At 71.8% G+C, this 18,649-nt stretch carries 16 protein-coding genes; 3 read left to right on the forward strand and 13 right to left on the reverse strand.

Translation table 11 applies throughout. The features are described from left to right. The first annotated feature begins 91 nt into the window (after positions 1-91). Complete coding sequence (locus tag G3A44_RS14885) at positions 92-1,762, forward strand: tannase/feruloyl esterase family alpha/beta hydrolase (protein WP_163458383.1); 1,671 nt, start codon at positions 92-94, stop codon at positions 1,760-1,762. 17 nt (positions 1,763-1,779) lie between these two features. On the opposite strand, the gene G3A44_RS23605 is transcribed toward G3A44_RS14885, so the two are convergent. Both G3A44_RS23605 and G3A44_RS14895 read right to left on the reverse strand, forming a co-directional pair. Further along, positions 1,780-3,450, reverse strand: a complete 1,671-nt coding sequence (locus G3A44_RS23605; protein ID WP_239061894.1) for a subtype B tannase — start codon at positions 3,448-3,450, stop codon at positions 1,780-1,782. A 124-nt stretch (positions 3,451-3,574) separates the two neighbouring features. Continuing rightward, a complete protein-coding gene (locus tag G3A44_RS14895) occupies positions 3,575-4,501 on the reverse strand; it encodes a LysR family transcriptional regulator (RefSeq protein ID WP_163458385.1) in 927 nt (308 codons plus the stop codon). Between the two features lie 107 nt (positions 4,502-4,608). Here G3A44_RS14895 and G3A44_RS14900 point away from each other — a divergent pair, with 107 nt between their 5' ends. Then, complete coding sequence (locus tag G3A44_RS14900; protein ID WP_163458387.1) at positions 4,609-5,517, forward strand: MBL fold metallo-hydrolase; 909 nt, start codon at positions 4,609-4,611, stop codon at positions 5,515-5,517. A gap of 396 nt (positions 5,518-5,913) precedes the next feature. On the opposite strand, the gene G3A44_RS14905 is transcribed toward G3A44_RS14900, so the two are convergent. The 11 genes from G3A44_RS14905 to G3A44_RS14955 form a co-directional block, all read right to left on the reverse strand. Beyond that, positions 5,914-7,653 carry a tannase/feruloyl esterase family alpha/beta hydrolase gene (locus tag G3A44_RS14905; RefSeq protein ID WP_163458388.1) on the reverse strand — a complete coding sequence of 580 codons (1,740 nt, stop codon included), beginning with the start codon at positions 7,651-7,653 and terminating at the stop codon, positions 5,914-5,916. Between the two features lie 233 nt (positions 7,654-7,886). Further along, entirely contained in the window at positions 7,887-9,710 is a 1,824-nt protein-coding gene (locus tag G3A44_RS14910) for a tannase/feruloyl esterase family alpha/beta hydrolase (protein ID WP_163458390.1), read from the reverse strand. 108 nt (positions 9,711-9,818) lie between these two features. Further along, a complete protein-coding gene (hpaI, locus tag G3A44_RS14915) occupies positions 9,819-10,637 on the reverse strand; it encodes a 4-hydroxy-2-oxoheptanedioate aldolase (RefSeq protein ID WP_310734386.1) in 819 nt (272 codons plus the stop codon). Then, positions 10,634-11,635, reverse strand: a complete 1,002-nt coding sequence (locus G3A44_RS14920) for a 2-dehydropantoate 2-reductase (protein ID WP_203561434.1) — start codon at positions 11,633-11,635, stop codon at positions 10,634-10,636. The genes hpaI and G3A44_RS14920 overlap by 4 nt, the downstream gene beginning before the upstream one ends. An 11-nt stretch (positions 11,636-11,646) precedes the next feature. Beyond that, entirely contained in the window at positions 11,647-12,405 is a 759-nt protein-coding gene (locus tag G3A44_RS14925; protein WP_163458394.1) for a class II aldolase/adducin family protein, read from the reverse strand. 10 nt (positions 12,406-12,415) lie between these two features. Continuing rightward, positions 12,416-13,231 (reverse strand): 2-oxo-hept-4-ene-1,7-dioate hydratase, encoded by an 816-nt coding sequence (gene hpaH, locus G3A44_RS14930; RefSeq protein ID WP_163458396.1) that lies wholly within the window; start codon positions 13,229-13,231, stop codon positions 12,416-12,418. Between the two features lie 3 nt (positions 13,232-13,234). Then, the gene (locus G3A44_RS14935; RefSeq protein WP_163458398.1) at positions 13,235-13,681 is read right to left on the reverse strand and encodes a 5-carboxymethyl-2-hydroxymuconate isomerase; all 447 of its coding nucleotides are present in this window, start codon (positions 13,679-13,681) and stop codon (positions 13,235-13,237) included. Positions 13,682-13,691: 10 nt separating this feature from the next. Continuing rightward, complete coding sequence (gene hpaD, locus G3A44_RS14940; protein WP_163458400.1) at positions 13,692-14,618, reverse strand: 3,4-dihydroxyphenylacetate 2,3-dioxygenase; 927 nt, start codon at positions 14,616-14,618, stop codon at positions 13,692-13,694. A 390-nt stretch (positions 14,619-15,008) separates the two neighbouring features. Next, positions 15,009-16,466, reverse strand: coding sequence for a 5-carboxymethyl-2-hydroxymuconate semialdehyde dehydrogenase (gene hpaE / locus G3A44_RS14945; RefSeq protein ID WP_163458402.1), 1,458 nt, complete (start codon positions 16,464-16,466; stop codon positions 15,009-15,011). Between the two features lie 22 nt (positions 16,467-16,488). Beyond that, the gene (locus tag G3A44_RS14950) at positions 16,489-17,367 is read right to left on the reverse strand and encodes a fumarylacetoacetate hydrolase family protein (RefSeq protein WP_163458403.1); all 879 of its coding nucleotides are present in this window, start codon (positions 17,365-17,367) and stop codon (positions 16,489-16,491) included. Further along, the gene (locus tag G3A44_RS14955) at positions 17,367-18,059 is read right to left on the reverse strand and encodes a fumarylacetoacetate hydrolase family protein (RefSeq protein ID WP_163458405.1); all 693 of its coding nucleotides are present in this window, start codon (positions 18,057-18,059) and stop codon (positions 17,367-17,369) included. Before G3A44_RS14955 ends, G3A44_RS14950 begins: the two co-directional genes overlap by 1 nt. 70 nt (positions 18,060-18,129) lie before the next feature. On the opposite strand from G3A44_RS14955, the gene hpaR reads away from it, so the two are divergent. Beyond that, a complete protein-coding gene (gene hpaR / locus G3A44_RS14960; RefSeq protein WP_163458406.1) occupies positions 18,130-18,636 on the forward strand; it encodes a homoprotocatechuate degradation operon regulator HpaR in 507 nt (168 codons plus the stop codon). Positions 18,637-18,649: the final 13 nt, after the last annotated feature.

An 18,649-nucleotide genomic window follows, 5' to 3' on the forward strand; every position in this document is an offset into this window, starting at 1 on the left:
GCGCCCCTTGCCTGTCCTCCTGTGGGATGACAGGCCGGTGCGCCCCATGGCGGCACCATCGGCCCTCCTGAGAAGAACACGGAGACCACCGATGCCCCGCCCCACCACCGCCCGCCCCACCCTGCGCGCTGACGCGCCGGGCACGCCCCTGCGCTTGGCCACCGCCCTGGCGCTGCTGGGCACCGCCCTGGCCGGCCCGGCCGCCGCCGCGCCTGCCGTGCTGGACGCCAGCGCCTGCGCCGGCCTGGCCACGCGGCTGGCCCCCGCCCAGCCCGGCCTCACCCTGCAGGCCGAGTGGATCCCCGCGCAGGCCCAGCGCCCCCCTGGCCAGGCGGACGGGCCGCTGCTGGCGGCCCACTGCCGCCTGGCCGGCCGCATGGCCGAGCGCACCGGCATCGACGGCCAGCCCTACCACATTGGCTTTGAGCTGCGCCTGCCGGCCGACTGGAACGGCCGCCTGCTCTACCAAGGCGGCGGCGGCAACGACGGCGTCGTGCGCCCCGCCGTGGGCCACCAGGCCGCGCCGGGCTATGCCCTGAACCGGGGTTTTGCTGTGGTCAGCACCGATGCCGGCCACCAAAAGCCCACGGCCGACTTTGGCTTTGACCCCCAGGCCCGGGTGGACAACGCCTATGCGGCGCATGACCGGGTGGCCACCCTGGCCAAGGCCCTGGTGCAGGGCGCCTACGCCCAGCCGGCGGCGCGCAGCTACTTCATCGGCTGCTCGGGTGGCGGGCGCCAGGCGATGATGATGACGCAGCGCTTTCCACAGCACTTTGACGGCGTGCTGGCCATCGCCCCGGCCATGCGTGTGTCCAAGGGCGCCACCATCGCCGCAGCCTGGGACACCCAGGCCCTGCAGGCCATTGCCCCCAAGGGCGGGGACGGCCAGCCAGTGCTCAGCCAGGCCTTGAGTGATGCCGACCTGGCCCGGCTGCGGGACGGCATCCTGCAAGCCTGCGACGCGCAGGACGGCCTGGCCGACGGGCTGGTGTCTCACCCGGCAGCCTGCCGCTTTGACCCCGCCGCGCTGCAGTGCCGTGGCGCCAAGACCGAGCAGTGCCTGTCCGCCCCGCAGGTGGGCGCGCTGCAGCGCATCTTTGCCGGCGCCCGCGACAGCCAGGGCCGGGCGCTCTACTTCGGCTGGCCCTGGGATGCCGGCATCGGCCACCCGGCCAACGACTGGCGCGCCTGGAAGCTGGGCCGCTCACCCACCGCCCAAGCCGACTCACGCCATGTGTTCCTGATGCAGGATGCGCTGCAGGGCTACTTCGTCACCCCGCCCGACCGGGGCCTGAGCCTCTACCGCTTTGACTTTGACCGCGACCCGGCCCGCATGGACGCCCACGCCTGGATGTTCAACACCGCCGACGACGTGGCCCTGACCGGCTTCAAGGCCCGGGGCGGCAAGCTGCTGCTGGCCCACGGCATGGCCGACGCCATCTTCTCGGCCCATGAGACGGTGGACTACCACCAGCGCATGCGCGCGGTGCACGGCGCGGGCCTGGACGACTTCTCGCGCCTGTTCCTCGTCCCCGGCATGGGCCATTGCAGTGGCGGCGCGGCCACCGACAGCTTTGACGGCTTGCAGGCCCTGGTGGACTGGGTGGAGGACGGCCGGGCCCCGGCCCGCATCACCGCCCGGGGCACCCGCGTGTTCCCGGGCCGCAGCCGGCCGCTGTGCCCCTGGCCGCAGCATGCCCACTACAACGGGCAGGGCGACCCGGAAGACGAGCGCAGCTTCAGCTGCCGGGGCGACTGAGGGCCGCTGGCGGTGCCTCAGCGGGCGGCCGCCACGGTGCGGTCGATCCAGTCGAACAGCTCGGGCAGGTCGTAGTCACCACTGTGCGGCCGGTCCCAGGACAGGGCCAGGTCCACAGACAGGCCGCGGTGGCGGGCGGCGGCGGCCAGCAGCACGGGGACGGCCAGGGCGGTGTCCTTGTCCTGCGTGCCGTGGCGGATGCGCCAGTGCGGCGCCGGCACGCTGCCGGCGTCGGACCGCAGCAGCTGCACCACAGCGTCCATGCGGTCCACCGTGGCGGCGTCGGCCGCCGTGGCGCCGGGCACGGTACTGCGCGCCAGAGCCCAGGCGGTGAAGTGGCGCTTGTCGGTGCGCGCATCGCCAAAGAGCTGGTTCTCGCCACTGCCCAGGGCCACATCGTCAAAAGCCGGTGTCACCTTCAGGCGGCCCAGGGCGCGCCGGTAGGCCTCCCAGTCCAGGCCGGTGACACGCCCCCCCTCCACCGTGAGCCAAGTCCGCCCGGCCAGCGACTGCCCGGTGGCCAGCGCGCGCTGCGCCGAGGCCAGCACCTGGGCCACCACCGCGTCACGCAAGGGGCCGCTGCCATCGGCGGCCAAGGTAAGGGGGCGGCCCGCCTCGTCCTTCAGGCCCAGGCCGTTGACATGCGCCGGGAAGGCCGCCGCCAGCTCGGCCGAGAGGGCCTGCTGCGCCGGGCTGAGGGTGCCCGGCACCTCTCGGCGCTGCACCGCGTGGTCCAGCATGGTGATGTCGATGCGGCGGTAGTCGTGCACCCCTTGGAACTGCCACTCGTAGGCCTCGTCGGCATGGGCCAGGTGCGTGATGGGGCAATAGGCCGAGACGGCGAAGATGGGGTCTGGGGCGGGCGCGGCGCCCAAAGCCTGTAGTTCGGCCTGCACTGCGGCCTGCAGTTCGGCCTGCCTGGCCATGCTGCCACCACTGGCACCCAGCAAGGCGGAGAGCGCACCGCCCGCACTGGTGCCATTGGAGACGATGCGGTCGGCCCGGCCGCCGGGCAGGCGGCCTGCGTTGAAGTGCAGCCAGCGCACAGCGGCCTTCAGGTCCACCAGGGCCGCGGGGGCTTTGCCGGTCCAGGTGCCATCGGTCGCACGCAGGGTGCGCCCGCGCACGCCCGGTGAGGCCACCACATAACCGTGGGCCAGGGCCTGGGCGATGGTGCTGGGGCCGTTGCCGCCCGGGCCTGCTCCCGGCGGGCCGCCGGTGGGGGGGCCACCAGGCGCCGACGCGGCCCCGGGGGGCGGCCCGCTGCGCCCGGCCGGCGTGCCGGGCCGTGCCGGCAGGTAGCCCCCCACCGCATTGGGCAGAAAGATGGGCGCGGTCTGCGCCGTGTAGCGGCCCACCGCGCCGCCCTGGAAGTAGGCCTCGGGGATGTAGAGGTTCAAGACCTGGTAGGCCGGCTCCACCGGCCGGGTGACGGTGGGCAGGCCTTCATAGGCCCGCACCGCCAGCGCCAGCCCGTTGACCTGCACCGTCATGGGGGTGAAGCGGCTGGCGTCAAAGCGCAGTTGCAGCTCAGGCGCGCTCAGGTCAGGTGGGCGCGGGGCATGGGGGTCTAGCCGGGCGGCGGCGTCCGCGGCCGGGGTGGTGGACGGCGTGGCGCCGCAGGCGGCCAGCGCAGCGCTGGCCAGCAAGGCCAGGCCGTGGCGGCGGGAGAGAGGGGGCAGGGGCATGGCAGGCAATCCAAGGGCGTGCGGGCCAGCGGCTGCGCCGGACCCGCAGGGCCGCATCTTAGGCAGCGCCTGCTTCGGCCTTGTTTCCGGCCCCGGACTCGCGGTCCGCCCTGCCTCGCAAAGCTCAGGCCTCGGCGGGCCGATCCCAGGGGGCCACCGGCCCGCCAAAGCGCGCGGCCAGAAAGTCCACCAGCAGCCGCAGGGCCAGGGGCTGATGGCGGCGGCTGAGGTACACGGCGTACACGCCCAGGACCTCGGGCTCATGGTCGGGCAGCAGGCGCACCAGGGCCCCGCGGGCCAGGTCTTCGGCCACGTAGTAGGTGGGCAGCATGGCGATGCCCGCGCCCAGCAGCGCAGCCCGGCGCAGCACCGCGGTCTCGTTGGTGGCCAGCTCCCCCTGCACACCCACCGTGCTGACAGGGCCCTGCGCCGGCGGCACCGGCGCCAGGCGGTAGGTGGTGCCGCTGCCGTGTGCATGGGTCAGGTGCCGGTGGTCGGCCAGCTCTGCCGGGGTACGGGGCAGGCCGTGGCGGGTCACATAACCCGGCGCGGCACACAACACCGAGCGGCACACCGCCAGCGGCCGGCTCAGCAGCGCTGGGTCCAGCTGCCGGCTGATGCGCACGGCCAGGTCGATGCGGTCTTCCACCAGGTCCACCGCACGGTCGCTGGCCAGCAGCTCCACCTGCACCCGGGGGTGCAGGGCCCGAAAGTCCACCACCGCCGCGGTGAGCTGGGCGTCGGCAAACGAGGCCGAGGTGCTCACCCGCAGCCGGGCCTGGGGCTCGCGGCGGCCATCGCCGGCGCGCTGGCGCATGTCCTCGGCCAGTTCCAGCCAGGCCCGGGTGCTGGCCAGCGCGGTCTGCCCCGCCTCCGTCAGGCTGATGCGGCGGGTGGTGCGGTGCAGCAGGCGCGCCCCCAGCCAGTCCTCCGCCGCAGCCAGGTAGCGGCTGACCATGGCGGCCGACATGTCCAACCGTTCGGCGGCCCGGGTCAGGCTGCCGCTGTCGGCCACTTCCACAAACACCTGGGCAGCAGTCAGTCGGTCCATTTCAACGATTCATGCAATAGAAAATCCACCGACGCGCAGTTTATGGCCGCATCACGCATCAATACAGTGCCTGCACCGTGTTGAACCCCTGCTGAAAGGACCTGCCCATGACCTCCGCCCTGAACTGGATCCGCCGCGCCACCGCCGCCTTCACCCTGGGGGTGGTGGCCGCCGGGCCCGCCGCCGCACAGGCTCCTGCCGCCCCGGCCACGCCAGCCGCCCTGAGCCTGCGGGTGCACAACACCGAGGCGGGCAGCTTCCATGTGAATGCGGTGGTGCTGAGCGGCTCCACCGAGTCGCTGCTGATCGACACCGGGTTCAGCCGGGCCGACGCGCTGCGCATTGCCGCCCTGGTGCTGGAGTCCGGCAAGCCGCTCACCACCATCCTGGTGAGCCAGGCCGACCCAGACTTTTACTTCGGCACCGAAACGCTGCAGGCGCTGTTTCCGCAGGCGCGGGTGGTGAGCACACCGGCCGTGCGCGAGAAGATCCAGGCCAAGATGGTCGCCAAGCTGGCCTTCTGGGGCCCTAAGTTGGGCGCCAACGCCCCCCGGCAGCCGGTGCTGCCCGAGGCCTTGACCGGCACCACCCTGCTGGTGGACGGCCAGGCGGTGGAGCTGCGCGGCACCACGGGGCTGCTGGCCCACCGGCCCTATGTGTGGGTGCCCTCGCTGCGGGCGGTGGTGGGCGCGCTGGGGGTGTTTGGTCAACTGCACGTGTGGACGGCCGACACCCAAACCCTGGCCGAGCGCCAAGCCTGGACGGCCCAGTTGGACGAGATGCTGGCCCTGCGACCGGCGGTGGTGGTGCCGGGCCACATGGCCGCGGGCACCCCGCTGGACCTGACCTCCATCGCCCACACCCAGGCCTACCTGCGCCGCTTTGAGGCCGAGGCGGCCCGTGCCGCTGACGCCGCCGCCCTGAACGCCGCCATGCGCCAGGCCTATCCCGGCGCCGGGCTGACCTTGGCCCTGGACATTGGCGCCAAGGTGGCCAAGGGCGAGATGAAGTGGTGAGACAACGCCCACGGCGGCGAGACACGGTCGGCTTTCCGGTCCGTCCGCCACGGTGGCAACCGTTCTTCCGGTCTTGGCGGTGGCCTGCAGGCCACCGCCACGGGGCGGGCCCCTGGCGTAGCGCCTGGCACGACTCGTGCTGTAACGGCTCATCCTCCGGTGTCAGGCCAGAGGGGCGGCAGGTCAGCTGAGTGTCTAGGGGTGGATGCGTTGGGGCTGATCTGTCGGGTTCACCTGCACCCGGTGCGACTGGAACATGGCAAGCGAGCGACGTGCGCCCGGGTCTTTGCAGGGGCTGCCCTTCACGGGGCAGCCCCTTTTTCTTGTGCCCTGCCACCCCAAAGCCTGAAGCCCGGAGGGCCGGCGCCGGGCAGACCCGGCACCACGGGCCGGCCTTCAGCGACAGCTGAAGCTGGTGGCCAGGTCCAGGCTGCCGCTGCCGTTGTAGCGCGCCACCTTGGGGTGGGGGCACAGCGGGCGGCTGCGGTCGGCCGCCCAGTCGGCGGGCACGTCGGCGTTCACGCCACCCGCATTGCCGGTGCCACGGGCCTGGGCGATGACCTGGTCGGGCGCGTGGCCCTGCTCCACCCAGGCCACCAGGGCGCTGAGCATGTCGAACTGGTCGGTGGCATTGCCCCCCGAGCAGTGGCCCATGCCGGGCACCGGGTACAGGCGGGCGAAGTCATCGGCGCGGCCACCGTGGCGCGCCTGCACGCCTTCGTACCAGGTCACCGTGTCCTGGTACGAGAAGATGGCGTCGCTCACCCCGTGGTAGACCATGATCTTGGCGCCGCGGTTGCGCACCGCCTGCAGCTGGGTGGGGTTGGGCGGCGTCATGAAGCCCATGCCCGACTCGGTGTAAGTGGCGTTGGTGGCGTGGATCTGGGTCACCAGGGTGTCGATCGAGCTGTTGAGCGTGAAGGCGGTGCCGTCAAAGGTGGCCGCATCGGCCGGCGGGGTCTTGAAGACAAAGCCCACGGCGCCAGAGTCGCGCTGGATCGGCGCGGTGAACTCCCAGGTGGCGGTGTTGCCCACGCCCAGGCCGGCATCAAACGGGAAGCTGCTGTAGACCGCCGCGCCGGTGGAAGTGACCGCGCCGCTGAAGATCGGGCCGATGGCCGTCTTCTGCTCGGCGCTCAGGCAGGTGCCGTCGCGCTCACCGCTGCAGGTGGGCACGTCGCGCTCGAAGTTGAAGGCCTTCTGGCAGGCGGCCACGTCCTGGATCAGGCCGTCGGTGGCGCCGTCCAGGGCGTCGCACTTGGCCAGCACCTGGGCCGACACCATCTTGCGCTCGGCGGTGGTGAAGGCGGCGGAGAGGTCGGCGCTGGTGGTGCCGCTGACCTTCATGTACTGCTGGGCGCCAAAGATGTTGGCCACCGCCGCCTTGGGCAGGTTGTAGCCGGGGGCACCGGCCAGGTAGCCGTCGTACTGGTCGGGATAGCGGGCGGCGGCCACCAGGGTGTGGCGGCCGCCGTTGGAACAGCCACCAAAGTAGCTGCGGTCCGGCGCCTTGCCATACGCCGTCTGGATCAGGGACTTGGCCATGGGCGTGAGCTTGCCCACCGCCTGGTAGCCGTAGTCCAGCCGCGCCTGGGGGTCCAGGCCGAAGAAGGGGCCCATGCTGCCCGGGTGGCCGGCATCGGAGCTGAGCACCGCGAAGCCCTGGGCCAGGGCGTGCGTCACCGGCCCGCCACCGGTGGCGCCGGTGGCGGTCAGCACGCTGCCGTCCAGGCCGCCATTGGCCTGGTGGAAGAAACGGCCGTTCCAGGCCAGCGGCAGGCGCATCTCGAAGCCGATGGCGTAGGTCTTGCCGTCCACGGGGCTCACGCGCTCGTGCATCTTGCCCTTGACCAGGCAGTGCGCCGGCACCGCCTTGCCACCAACCGTGAGGGTGCCGGCGGCCACGGCCTCGGCGCTGGTGATGGCCGTGTGGGCCAGGCCGCTGAGGCGGGTGGCCAGGGCCGCGCAATCACCCGACAGGTTGGCGGGTTGGGCCGCGGCCAGCTGGGGCGGCGTGTCGTCGTCGTCACCCCCGCCACAGGCGGCCAGGGTGGCCACGGCCAGGGCCAGCGGCACGCCAGCCTTGGCCCAAGGGCGTGCCGCCGGGGCGGCGGCGGGGGAAGCAAATTTGCGCATGGGGATGTCTCCTGTGGAACCGATCGCGTCCGGAATCGTCAACGTTCTTGACTTTTGTACTGTCCGGTTCATTAATCTACTTAACTATTTAAACGACCAAAACCCACGAAAACCATCTTGACGATTAACTTGCTGAACGATATGCCCGAAAACACCCCTCCAGAAAGCACAACGCCCGCCCGTCGCAAAGCAACGGGCGGGCGCGGCAGGACGGGGACGACCGAGGGGGCGGATCAGCGGCAGGTGAAGCTGCCGGCCTCCTCCAGGCTGCCAGTGCCGCGGTAGCGGGCCACCTGCGGATGGGGACACAGCGGCCGGCTGCGGCTGGCGGCCCAGTCCGGCGGCAGGTCGGCATTGGCACCGCCGGGGTTGCCGGGGCCGCGGGCCTGCGCGGGCACGGCACCGGGCGCCTGGCCCTGCTCCACCCAGGCCACCAGGGCGCTGAGCAGGTCGAACTGGTCGGTCGACGGGCCGCCCGAGCAGTGGCCCATGCCCGGCACGGCATACAGGCGGGTGAACTGGGCCGACCGGCCGCCGGTGCGCTGGTCAGCCGCCTGCTGCCAGGCCACCGTGTCGTGCCAGGAGAAGATCGCGTCGCTCACCCCGTGGTAGAGCATGACCTTGCCGCCACGGGCGCGAATCTTTTCCAGGCCACCCAGGTCCGGTGGGGTCATGAAGCTCAGGCTGTCCTCGGGGTAGGTGGTGTTGCGGGCCTGGATGCCGGCGACCAGCGTGTCCACCGGCGTGTTCAGGCTGAAGGCCGGGCCGTTGAAGCCGGCAGGCTGCACCGGGGGCACCTGGAAAATGGCGCCCACCGCCCCGGAATCGAGGTGGAGCGAGGCATTGAACTCCCAGAAGGCCACGCCGGGCGCGCCCAGGCCGGCGTCCCAGGGGAAGGGCGCGTAGATGGCCTCACCCCGGGAGGTGACGGCGCCGCGGAAGATGGCCGCCACCGCCGCCTTCTGTCCGCGGGTCAGGCATTGGCCGGTGCGGTCGGCTGCGCCCTCACCCGCGCAGGTGGGCAGGTCGCGCTGCAGGTCAAAGGCCTGCTGGCAGGCGGCCACGTCCTGCACCAGGCCGTCGGTGGCGCCGTCCAGGGCGTCGCAGCGGGCCAGCACCGCCCGGGCAAGCGCCGTGCGCTCGGCCGGGTTGAAGGCGCTGCCCAGGTCCTTGGGGTCGGTGGCCACCTTGGCGTACTGCTGGGCGCCAAAGATGTTGGCCACGGCCGCGCGCGGCAGGCGGTAGCCCGGGGCCCCGGCCAGGTAGCCGTCGTACTGGTCGGCATAGCGCTCGGCGGCGACCAGGGTGTGGCGGCCACCGTTGGAGCAGCCGCCGATGTAGCTGCGGTCCGGCGCTTTGCCGTAGGCACGCTCGATCAGGCCCTTGGCCACCGGGGTCAGGCTGCCCACGGCCTGGTAGCCGTAATCGCGCCGGGCCTGCGGGTCCAGGCCGAAGAAGGGGCCGTAGGCGATGGGGTGGCCCGCGTCGCTGCTGAGCACCGCGAAGCCCTGGGCCAGGGCCGGCGCCAGCGGACCGCCACCCAGGCCGCCCAAGGCGGGCACCACCACGCCGTCGATGCCGCCGTTGACCTGGTGGTAGAAGCGGCCGTTCCAGTTCAAGGGCAGGCGCAGCTCGAAGGCGATGGCGTAAGGCTTGCCATCCACCGGGCTGACCCGCTCATGCAGCCGGCCCTGCACCTGGCAATGCGCCGGCACCGCCACCGAGAGGGTGTTGGGGCCGGTCTTGACCGGGCCGGCGGCCACGGCCTGCACCCCGGTGACCTTGAGGCCGGGCAGGCCGCCGGGGGCATCCCCCAGACGCGCGGCCAGGGCCGCGCAGTCACCGGACAGGGCGGCGGGCTGGGCGGCCGTCAGCCGTGCCGGCGCCCCCACCGCCTCGCCCCCATGACCGCCCGCCCCGCCGGCGCCCAGGCCGGCGCAGGCCGACAGCAGCAGGACCGTGGCGCCCCCGCTGCAACACGCCAGGGCGCGGTGGCTCGGCTCAGGGGTCCGCGCGCGGCGGGGCGGCGCCGGCAACGGCGGCAGGGACAGGGGCATGTCAGGACTCCGGCTCGGGCAGCTGCACACTTTGAACCGCCCATTTAATTAATTTACTGAACCAAATGCCCGTTCAGCATCCGGAGTAACCCCGCCTGACCACAGGCTTCAGTAGCCGCCGGACGCCGGGACGGCCAGCGGCGGCGGTCCCCCTTCAGGTTTGAACTGCCGCGCCAGCGCGCTGGCCGCCTTGACCAACAGCGTGGTGTCCACCGCCACGGCCACAAACAGCGCGCCGGCGGCCAGGTACTGCTGCGCCAGCACCGGGTCTGTGGCCAGGATGCCGGGCGCCTTGCCGGCGGCACGCACCGTGGCCATGCCTTGCAGGATGGCGGCCTGCACCTGCGGGTGCGCCGGCTGGCCGGGGTGGCCCATGCTGGCCGACAGGTCGGCCGGGCCGAAGAACACGCCGTCCACACCGTCCACCGCGGCGATGGCCGGCAGGTTCTGCAGCGCCTCGACCGTCTCGGCCTGCACCAGCAGGCACATCTCGTCGTTGGCGCGCTGCACGTACTGCTCGACCTGGTTCCAGCGCGAGGCCCGGGCCAGCGCGGCGCCCATGCCGCGGATGCCCTGCGGCGGGTAGCGCATGGCGCGCACCATCTGCGCCGCCTGCTCGGCCGTGTCGACCATCGGCACCAGCAGGGTCTGCGCGCCCACGTCCAGGTACTGCTTGACCAGGGCCACGTCGCCGATCACCGGGCGCACCACACCATGCACCGGGTACGGCGCGATCGCGCGCAGCTGCGCCAGCACGCTGCGCGGGTCGTTGGGGGCGTGCTCGCCGTCCAGCAGCAGCCAGTCGTAGCCGCAGGTGGCCAGCAGCTCGGCGGCGTTGGCCTCGGCCAGGCCGACCCAGCAGCCGATCTGCGGCCGGCCGGCGCGCAGCGCGTTGCGGAAGGTGTTGGCGGGGATCTGCATCGTCATGCCTTGGGGTAGAGGCCGCGCTCGCGGGCCATCAGCCGGGTCAGGCCCAGCAGCGCGTCGATGTTGGGCGTGGCCAGGCCCAGGTGCTGGCCGATCTCGCGCACGCTGGCCACCAGCGCGTCGAGCTCGACCGGCCTACCCGCCTCGACGTCCTGCAGCATCGAGGTCTTGAACGAGCCCAGGCTGCGGGTGATCGCATGGCGGTCCTCAGGCTGCTGGTCGATGCCGCAGCCGATGCGCCGGCCGATCGCCTGCGCCTCCCCCATGACGGCGCTGCAGAAGCCGCGCACCAGCGGGTCGTCGAGGATGCGGTCGCAGGGCGCACCGGTGATCGCCGAGACCGGGTTCATGGTCATGTTGCCCCAGAGCTTGAACCAGATCTCCTGCTGGATGCAGGCGGCCTGCTTGACCGCGAAGCCGGCGCCCTCGAGCAGCGCGGCCACGGCCTGCAGGCGCGGGCTGTCGCCGCCGGCGGGCTCGCCGATGATCAGGGCGTTGTGCTTGATGCGCTCGATGCGGCCCGGCCGCGGCGACGCCGCGCTGACGTGCACCACGCCCCCCAACACATGCCGGGTCGGCAGCGCGGCGGCGGTGGCGCCCTCGGGGTCGACCGCCCGGAGCTGCAGCCCGGCGCATTCGCCGCCCAGGCCGTCGAAGAACCACCAGGGCACCCCGTTCATCGCCACCAGCACCACGGTGTGGGGCCCCAGCAGCGGGCGGATCTGGGCGGCCACGGCCGGCATCGCCGGGCCCTTGACCGAGACGATCACCAGGTCCTGCGGGCCCAGCGCGGTGGCGTCATCGGTGGCGGCCAGCGGCTGGCGGTGCTCGGTGCCGTTGGCGTCCACCCAGCTCAGGCCCTCGGCCTGCAGGGTGCGCAGCGTCTGGCCACGGGCCAGGGCGCTGAGCGCGAGGCGGCCGGCGGGCAGGCGCGCGCCCAGCCAGGCGGCGAAGACGCCGCCAATGGCGCCGACGCCGACGACGCAGACCTTGTGCAGGGAGGGTGTGCTCATGCGCGGTAGCCGGGGTCGATGCGGTCGATCAGGCGCTGCATGGCGGCAAAGCTGTCCTCACCGGCCCCGAAGTTCGGGTTGAAGTTGAGCGAGTCTCGCACGCATTTCTCCAGCACCGGCACCGGGATCGGGCGCAGCGCGCCCAGGGCCTGCGAGGCCACCTGCACCTCGCAGGCGCGCTGCACCAGCCACATCAGGTTGAAGGCCTGCGCCAGCGAGCGGCCGATGACCACCGGGCCGTGGTTGCGCAGCAGCAGCACCGGCTTGCCCTGGCTGGAGGCCAGGATGCGGGCGCCCTCGTCGGCGTGCACCGTGATGCCTTCGAACTCGTGGTACGCCACCTGGCCGTAGAGCTGGGCGGCGTAGAAGTTGGTGTAGCTCAAGCCCTCCTCAGTGCAGCACACCGCCAGCGTGGGCGTGGTGTGCACGTGCATCACGCAGTGGGCCTCGGGCAGGGTGGCGTGGATCGCGCCGTGGAAGGTGAAGCCGGCCGGGTTGATCGGCCAGTCGCTGTGGCCGACGACGTTGCCCTGGATGTCCACCTTCACCAGGTTGCTGGCGGTGACCTCGCTGTAATGCAGGCCGAAGGGGTTGATCAGGAAGTGGCCCTCCTGATCGGGCACCTTCAGGGAGATGTGGTTGTAGATCAGCTCGGCCCAGCCCTGGTGGGCGAAGATGCGGTAGCAGGCGGCCAGCTGGACGCGGGCGGCCCATTCGGCCTCGCTGAAGCGTGCGGGTCGGGTGAATGCGGTCATCGTGTGGCCCTCAGACGAAACGGAAGTTCAGGACCCCCAGCGGGCCGTAGTCGGCTTGAAACAGGTCCCCTGCCCGGGCGGCTACCGGCCGCGTGAACGAGCCGGCCAGCACGATGTGGCCGGGCTGCAGGGTCTCGCCCCAGGGCGCGAGCTTGTTGGCCAGCCAGGCGATGCCGATGGCCGGGTCGCCTTGCACGCCAGCGGCCAGGCCGGTTTCCTCGACCACGCCGTTCTGGCGCAGGATGGCGCCGCACCAGGCGCGGTCCACCGCGCGCGGGCCGACGCGCTGGCCGCCCAGCACGATGCCGGCGTTGGCGGCGTTGTCGCTGATGGTGTCGAAGACCTTGCGCATCAACTGGGTATGGCGGTCGAACTGCTCGATGCGGGCGTCGATGATCTCGATCGCGGGGGTGATGTACTCGGTGGCGTCCAGCACCTGCTCCACCGTCACGTCCGGGCCGGTCAGCGGCGCCTTCAGGATGAAGGCCAGCTCCACCTCCACCCGCGGCGCGATGAAGGCCGACACCGGGATGTCGAGCACCGCCTCGCCCTCGCAGCGGTAGAGCATGTGGTCCAGCAGGGTGCCGTAGTCGGGCTCGGTGATCTGGCTGCTGATCTGCATCGCGCGGCTGGTCAGGCCGATCTTGTGGCCGATCACCCGGGCGCCGTCGCCGATCTGCCGCTGCACCCAGGCGCGGCTGACGCGGTAGCCGTCCTCGATCGTCATGCCGGGGAAGCGCTTGCTGAAGTGCTCGACCGGCTCGCGGCGGTCCTGCGAGGCCTGCAACTCGGCGGCGAGCGCGGCGATGGTGGTGTCGTCCAGCATGGGTCAGGCCTTCTTGAACAAGGGGTGCAGGGAGCTGTGCTTGGCGTCGAAGACCTCGGGGCCTTCGTCGATCTGCAGGGTGACGCCGATCGGCCGGGTGGCCAGCAGCGGCGCGAAGTGGGCCTGGGCGGTGGCCTCCAGCGCCTGTCCCACCGCGCGGTGGACGGCGGCGCTGCGGCCGCGGCCCATGCGCAGGTTCAGGTACGCGAAGGCGTAGTCCCCGCCCTGCCCGGCCGCCTGGCCGGCGGCGCCACCGTCGGCCACCGCCCAGTGCGCCGCCGGGTAGGCCAGCACGCGCACGCCACCGGGCGGGAAGACGGCGCGGCCGTCCTCGTCACGGGCGGCCAGCAGGGTGTCGGCCAGGGCGCGGCACAGCGCGCCCAGGTCGCTGCCGCCCTCGGCCACCGGGCGGTCGAGGTTGGCGGTGTAGAGGATGACCAGGTGGGGCATCGCGGGCTCCTCAGAGGCGGGTGGCGATCGCGGTGTAGCCGTCGGCCGCCGAGGCCTGGGCCGCCGGGATGGCGCGGCCGCTGACCGGCGTGACCGGGAAGACGGCGTTGAGCTGGCCGGTGCCGCTGGCGCCGAAGTACGGGGTGACGATCTCGGCCGGGGCGGCGTATTCGCTCCAGCCGAGTGCGCCCAGCATCATCGCGGTGTCGTGCATGAAGCCTTCGCCGTGGCCCTTGCTGGCGTACTCGGGGAGCATGGCGCAGAAGTCGTCCCACTGGCCCTTCTCCCACATCTCGATGACGCGGCGGTCGAGCTGTTCCAGGAAGGGGCTCCAGACCTTGAAGGCGTATTCGGGCGCCAGGCCGTTCTGGGCGAAGCGGTGGCTGAGCGAGCCGCTGGCGAGGAAGGCGACGGTGCCGTCGTAGTGGTCCTCGACGGCCTTGCGCAGCGCCCAGCCCAGGCGGGCCGAGTCGTTGAGGTAGTGGACGGTGCACAGCGCCGACACCGACACGACCTTGAAGTGCTGGTCGGGGTTCATGTAGCGCAGCGGCACCAGGGTGCCGTATTCGGGGTCGAGGGTGGTCTCGTGGTGGGCCAGGGTCTCGACGCCCATCCCGGTGGCCACGCGCGCCATCAGCTGGCCCAGTTCGGGGTTGCCGTGGCACTCGAAGGGCATGTTCTTGATGAAGTGCGGCAGCTCGTTGCTGGTGTAGCTGCCCTTGAAGTGCGGCGCGCAGTTGAGGTGGTAGTTGGCATTGACCAGCCAGTGGGTGTCGAACACCACCAGGGTGTCCACGCCCAGTTCGCGGCAGCGCCGGCCGATCTCGATGTGGCCATCGATCGCGTCCTGCCGCGTGCCCTTGCGCGGGCCGTCGAGCTCCGAGAGGTACATCGACGGGACGTGGGTGATCTTTCCGACGAGAGCGAGCTTGCCCATAGTGTGTCTCCTGATGAGGCCAAGTCTTCCGACTTCAAAGGGCGGCGCGGGCGGCAGCGGCAGGTGGCCGCTTGCGCTCATGTCCCCCGGGCTGGTCTTCGACCAGCCCTCCTCCTTTACTTCGCTCCAGCGGCCACCTGCCACTGCCTGTTCCGTCGCGGTCTGACTGCTCCGCAGGGCAGCACGGTGGAGTGGCAGGGGGCTGGGGTGCTTGGCGGAGCGAAGTAAAGGAGGAGGGCCCGGCGAAGCCCGGGCCGGGGGACGGAGCCCGGACACAAACAGTCCTGAGGACTGTTTGTGCCTGGCGACGGCCAGGGCCTCTGGCCCTGGCATGAGCGCAGCCAAGCACCCCAGCCCCCTGCCCCGCTCCGGGTCCTGCGAGCGAGGTCCTCAAACACCCCAATGCGGAATGTGGTGCGAGCCCATCGACACCGCCACGTTCTTCGGCTCCAGGAACACCTCGTGGCTCCAGGTGCCACCCTCGCGCCCGGTGCCGCTGGCCTTGGTGCCGCCGAAGGGCTGGCGCAGGTCGCGCACGTTCTGGCTGTTGACGAAGCACATGCCCGCCTCGATGGCCGCGGCCACGCGGTGCGCCTTGCCGATGTTCTCGGTCCAGACATAGCTCGACAGGCCGTAGGCGGTGTCGTTGGCGATGCGGATGGCCTCGGCCTCGTCCTCGAAGGGGATCAGGCAGGCCACCGGACCGAAGATCTCGTCCTGGGCGATCTTCATGCGGTTGTCCACGTCGGCGAAGACGGTGGGCTTGACGAAGTTGCCCTTGGCCAGATGGGCCGGCAGCTCGGGCGCGTCCAGGCCACCGCACAGCAGCGTGGCGCCCTCCTTCGTGCCCAGCTCGATGTAGTGGCGCACCTTGGCCAGATGGCCTTGGCTGATCATCGGGCCGATGATGGTCGTATCCATCAGCGGGTCGCCCACGGTGATGCGCCGGGCGCGCTCGGCGAACCTGGCGGCGAAGTCGGCGTAAATGTTCTTTTGCACCAGGATGCGGCTGCCGGCGGTGCAGCGCTCGCCGTTGTTGCTGAAGATCATGAACACCGCGGCGTCCAGGGCGCGGTCCAGGTCGGCGTCGGCGAAGACCACGAAGGGGCTCTTGCCGCCCAGCTCCATGCTGAACTTCTTCAGGCCGGCGGCCTTGACGATGCGGTGGCCGGTGGCGGTGGAGCCGGTGAAGCTGATGGCCCGCACGTCAGGGTGGGCACACAGCGGCTCGCCGGCGTCGGCGCCGAAGCCGTGCACGATGTTGAGCACGCCGGCCGGGATGCCCGCCTCCAGCGCCAGCTCACCCAGGCGGGCGGCGGTCAGGGGCGAGAGCTCGCTCATCTTCAGCACCGCCGTGTTGCCGAAAGCCAGGCAGGGCGCGACCTTCCAGGTGGCGGTCATGAAGGGCACGTTCCAGGGGCTGATCAGCGCGCACACGCCCACCGGGTGGAACAGGGTGTAGTTCAGGTGCGTGGGCGTGGGGTAGGTGTGGCCGTCCACCCGGGTGCACATCTCGGCGAAGTAGTGGAAGTTGTCGGCCGCGCGCGGCACCAGCTGCTTGGCCGTTTGGCTGATGCTCTGGCCGGTGTCCGTCGTCTCGGTGCGGGCGATCTCGGGCACGTGCCGGGCGATCAGCTCACCCAGCTTGCGCATCAGCGCGGCCCGCTCGGTGGCGGGCCGGCCGGCCCAGGCCGGGAAGGCGTCCTTGGCGGCCTGGACCGCGGCATTCACCTCGGCGGCGCCGCCGGCGGCCACCTCGGCCAGCACCTCCTGGGTGGCGGGGTTGACGGTCTCGAAATACTGCCGGCCGGCGACGGCCTGGCCGTTGATCAGGTGGTCGATGCGCATGGGTGCGTGTCCTTGTGGGTGCTCAGCGGCCGAACGCGGCGTCGCCGACGAGGGTGTTGACCAGGCGGCCGATGCCGTCGATCTCGCAGACGACTTCGTCGCCTTCGTTGACGTTGACCACGCCTTCAGGCGTGCCGGTCAGGATCACGTCGCCCGGCTGCAGCGTCATGAAACGGCTGAGGTAGGCGATCAGGTCGGCCACGTCATGCACCATGTGACCGGTGTGGCCTTGCTGGGTGATCTGGCCGTTCACGCGGGTGCGCAGCGCCAGCGCCTGCGGATCGGGCACGGCGGCGGCGGGCACCAGCCAGGGGCCCAGCACGGTGGCGGTGTCGCGGTTCTTCACCGGCAGGTTGGGGCGGTACCAGTTCTCCAGCAGGTCGCGAATGGCGTAGTCGTTGCACACGGTGTAGCCGGCCACATGGGCCAGGGCGTCTTCGCGGCGGACCTGGGTCGCGGTGCGGCCCATCACCACGGCCAGCTCGCACTCGTAGTGCATGAAGGCCACGCCGTCCGGGCGGCGGGTGGCGCCGCGGTGGCCGATCACGGCACCCGGCCCCTTCAAAAAGACCAGCGGTTCGTCGGCGGCGGTGACGGTGAGCTCCTTGCTCAACTCCTTGACATGGTCGGCGTAGTTCAGGCCCAGGGCGATGACGGTGCCCACCTCAAAGGGCGGCAGCCACACCACCTCGTCCTCGCGCAGCACGCGACCGTCGGCCAGGCGCAGCCAGCCGCTGGCGATGGCGGCCAGGCCGGTGGCGCCCTCGGGCGACCAGGGCCAGGCGGTGTGCAGCGCCCCGCCATAGGCCACGCGGGCACGGGGGCTGAGGGCCGGCTGCGCCGGCAGGGCGCAGCGACGGGCGTTGGCGTCCGCATGGGCCAGTGGGGTCACGACCGTCATCACCGGCCCTCCCCCGCCACGAGTTCAAGCGCCAGGGCCGGCAGGCCATCGATGCGCAGGCTCACCCGCTGGCCGGCCCGCACCAGCGGCGCGGGGGTGGCGGCCCCCAGCATCAGCACATCGCCGGGCTGCAAGGTCATGAAATCGGTGACGTCGGCGATCAGGCGGGCCACGGGGCGCAGGCGCTGCGCGGTGCTGGCCTGCTGCATGCAGACGCCGTCCACCCAGACCTCGGTGCGCAGGGCGTCCGGCTCTGCCACGGCGCTGGCCGACACCACCGGGCCCAGGGGGCAGAAGCCGTCGCGGGCGTGCTGGCGCACGGCGGGGCGGTAGTGGCTGGGGTGCGGCACCCACACATCGGCCACCACACAGTAGCCGGCCACCACCTCGGCGGCGCGCTCGGCCGGCACGGCACAGGCGGGCTGGCCAATCACCAGCCCCAGCGACACGCCCACCTGCAGCGCCGCCTCACCCGCCGGCACCACCACCCGCGCCCCCGGCCCGGCCAAGGTGTTGCGCGGCCGCAGGGCCAGCACCGGCCGCTGCGCAGGGGCCTTGTGCGGCGGCTGGTGGGCGGTCTCGCCCAAGGCCTCCCATTCGGGGGCGTGGTTGAGCAGGGTGTTGTAGACCACACCGCTCAAGAGCGGCGGGCACGGCGGCAAGCCCGGTGCGGGCAGTGCGACGGCAGACATGCGGCAGTAGGCGACGGTCCGTCGCGGCTAATCACTAATAGATTAGTAATGTATTCACTAAGATATGAGCATGTCAATCGAACCCGCTGCCGACCCACCCGAAGCCTCCAGCAGCAGCACCGGCCGTGAGCGCGTGTTCCGCCACCGCAACCTGCCCCTGCTGCTACTGACCGCACGCGACGGTGTGCTGGGGCGCTTTCGCCCCATCCTGAATGCGCACGGCGTGACCGAGCAGCAATGGCGCATCATTCGCGCCCTGCTGGAGTCGGGCCCCCAGGAGCCGCGCCAGATTGGCGAGCGCTGCCGCATCTCCAGCCCCAGCCTGGCCGGCGTGCTGGCCCGCATGGACGACATGGGCCTGGTCACCCGCGAGCGCCTGCCCCACGACCAACGCCGCGTGATGGTGAGCCTGACCGACGCCAGCCGCCGCCTGGCCCAGACCATGGCGCCGCAGATCGAGGCGGTCTATCAGATGGTGGAGGACCACATCGGCCAGGCGGTGATGGCCCGCTTCTACGCCACGCTCGATGAGGTGATCGGCCTGCTGGGCGAGATGCCGCCCATCGACGGGGAGTGAGCCCGGCCGGCCG

Origin of the sequence: Ideonella livida, from assembly GCF_010499455.1 — a bacterium.
GTDB lineage: Bacteria > Pseudomonadota > Gammaproteobacteria > Burkholderiales > Burkholderiaceae_C > Ideonella > Ideonella livida.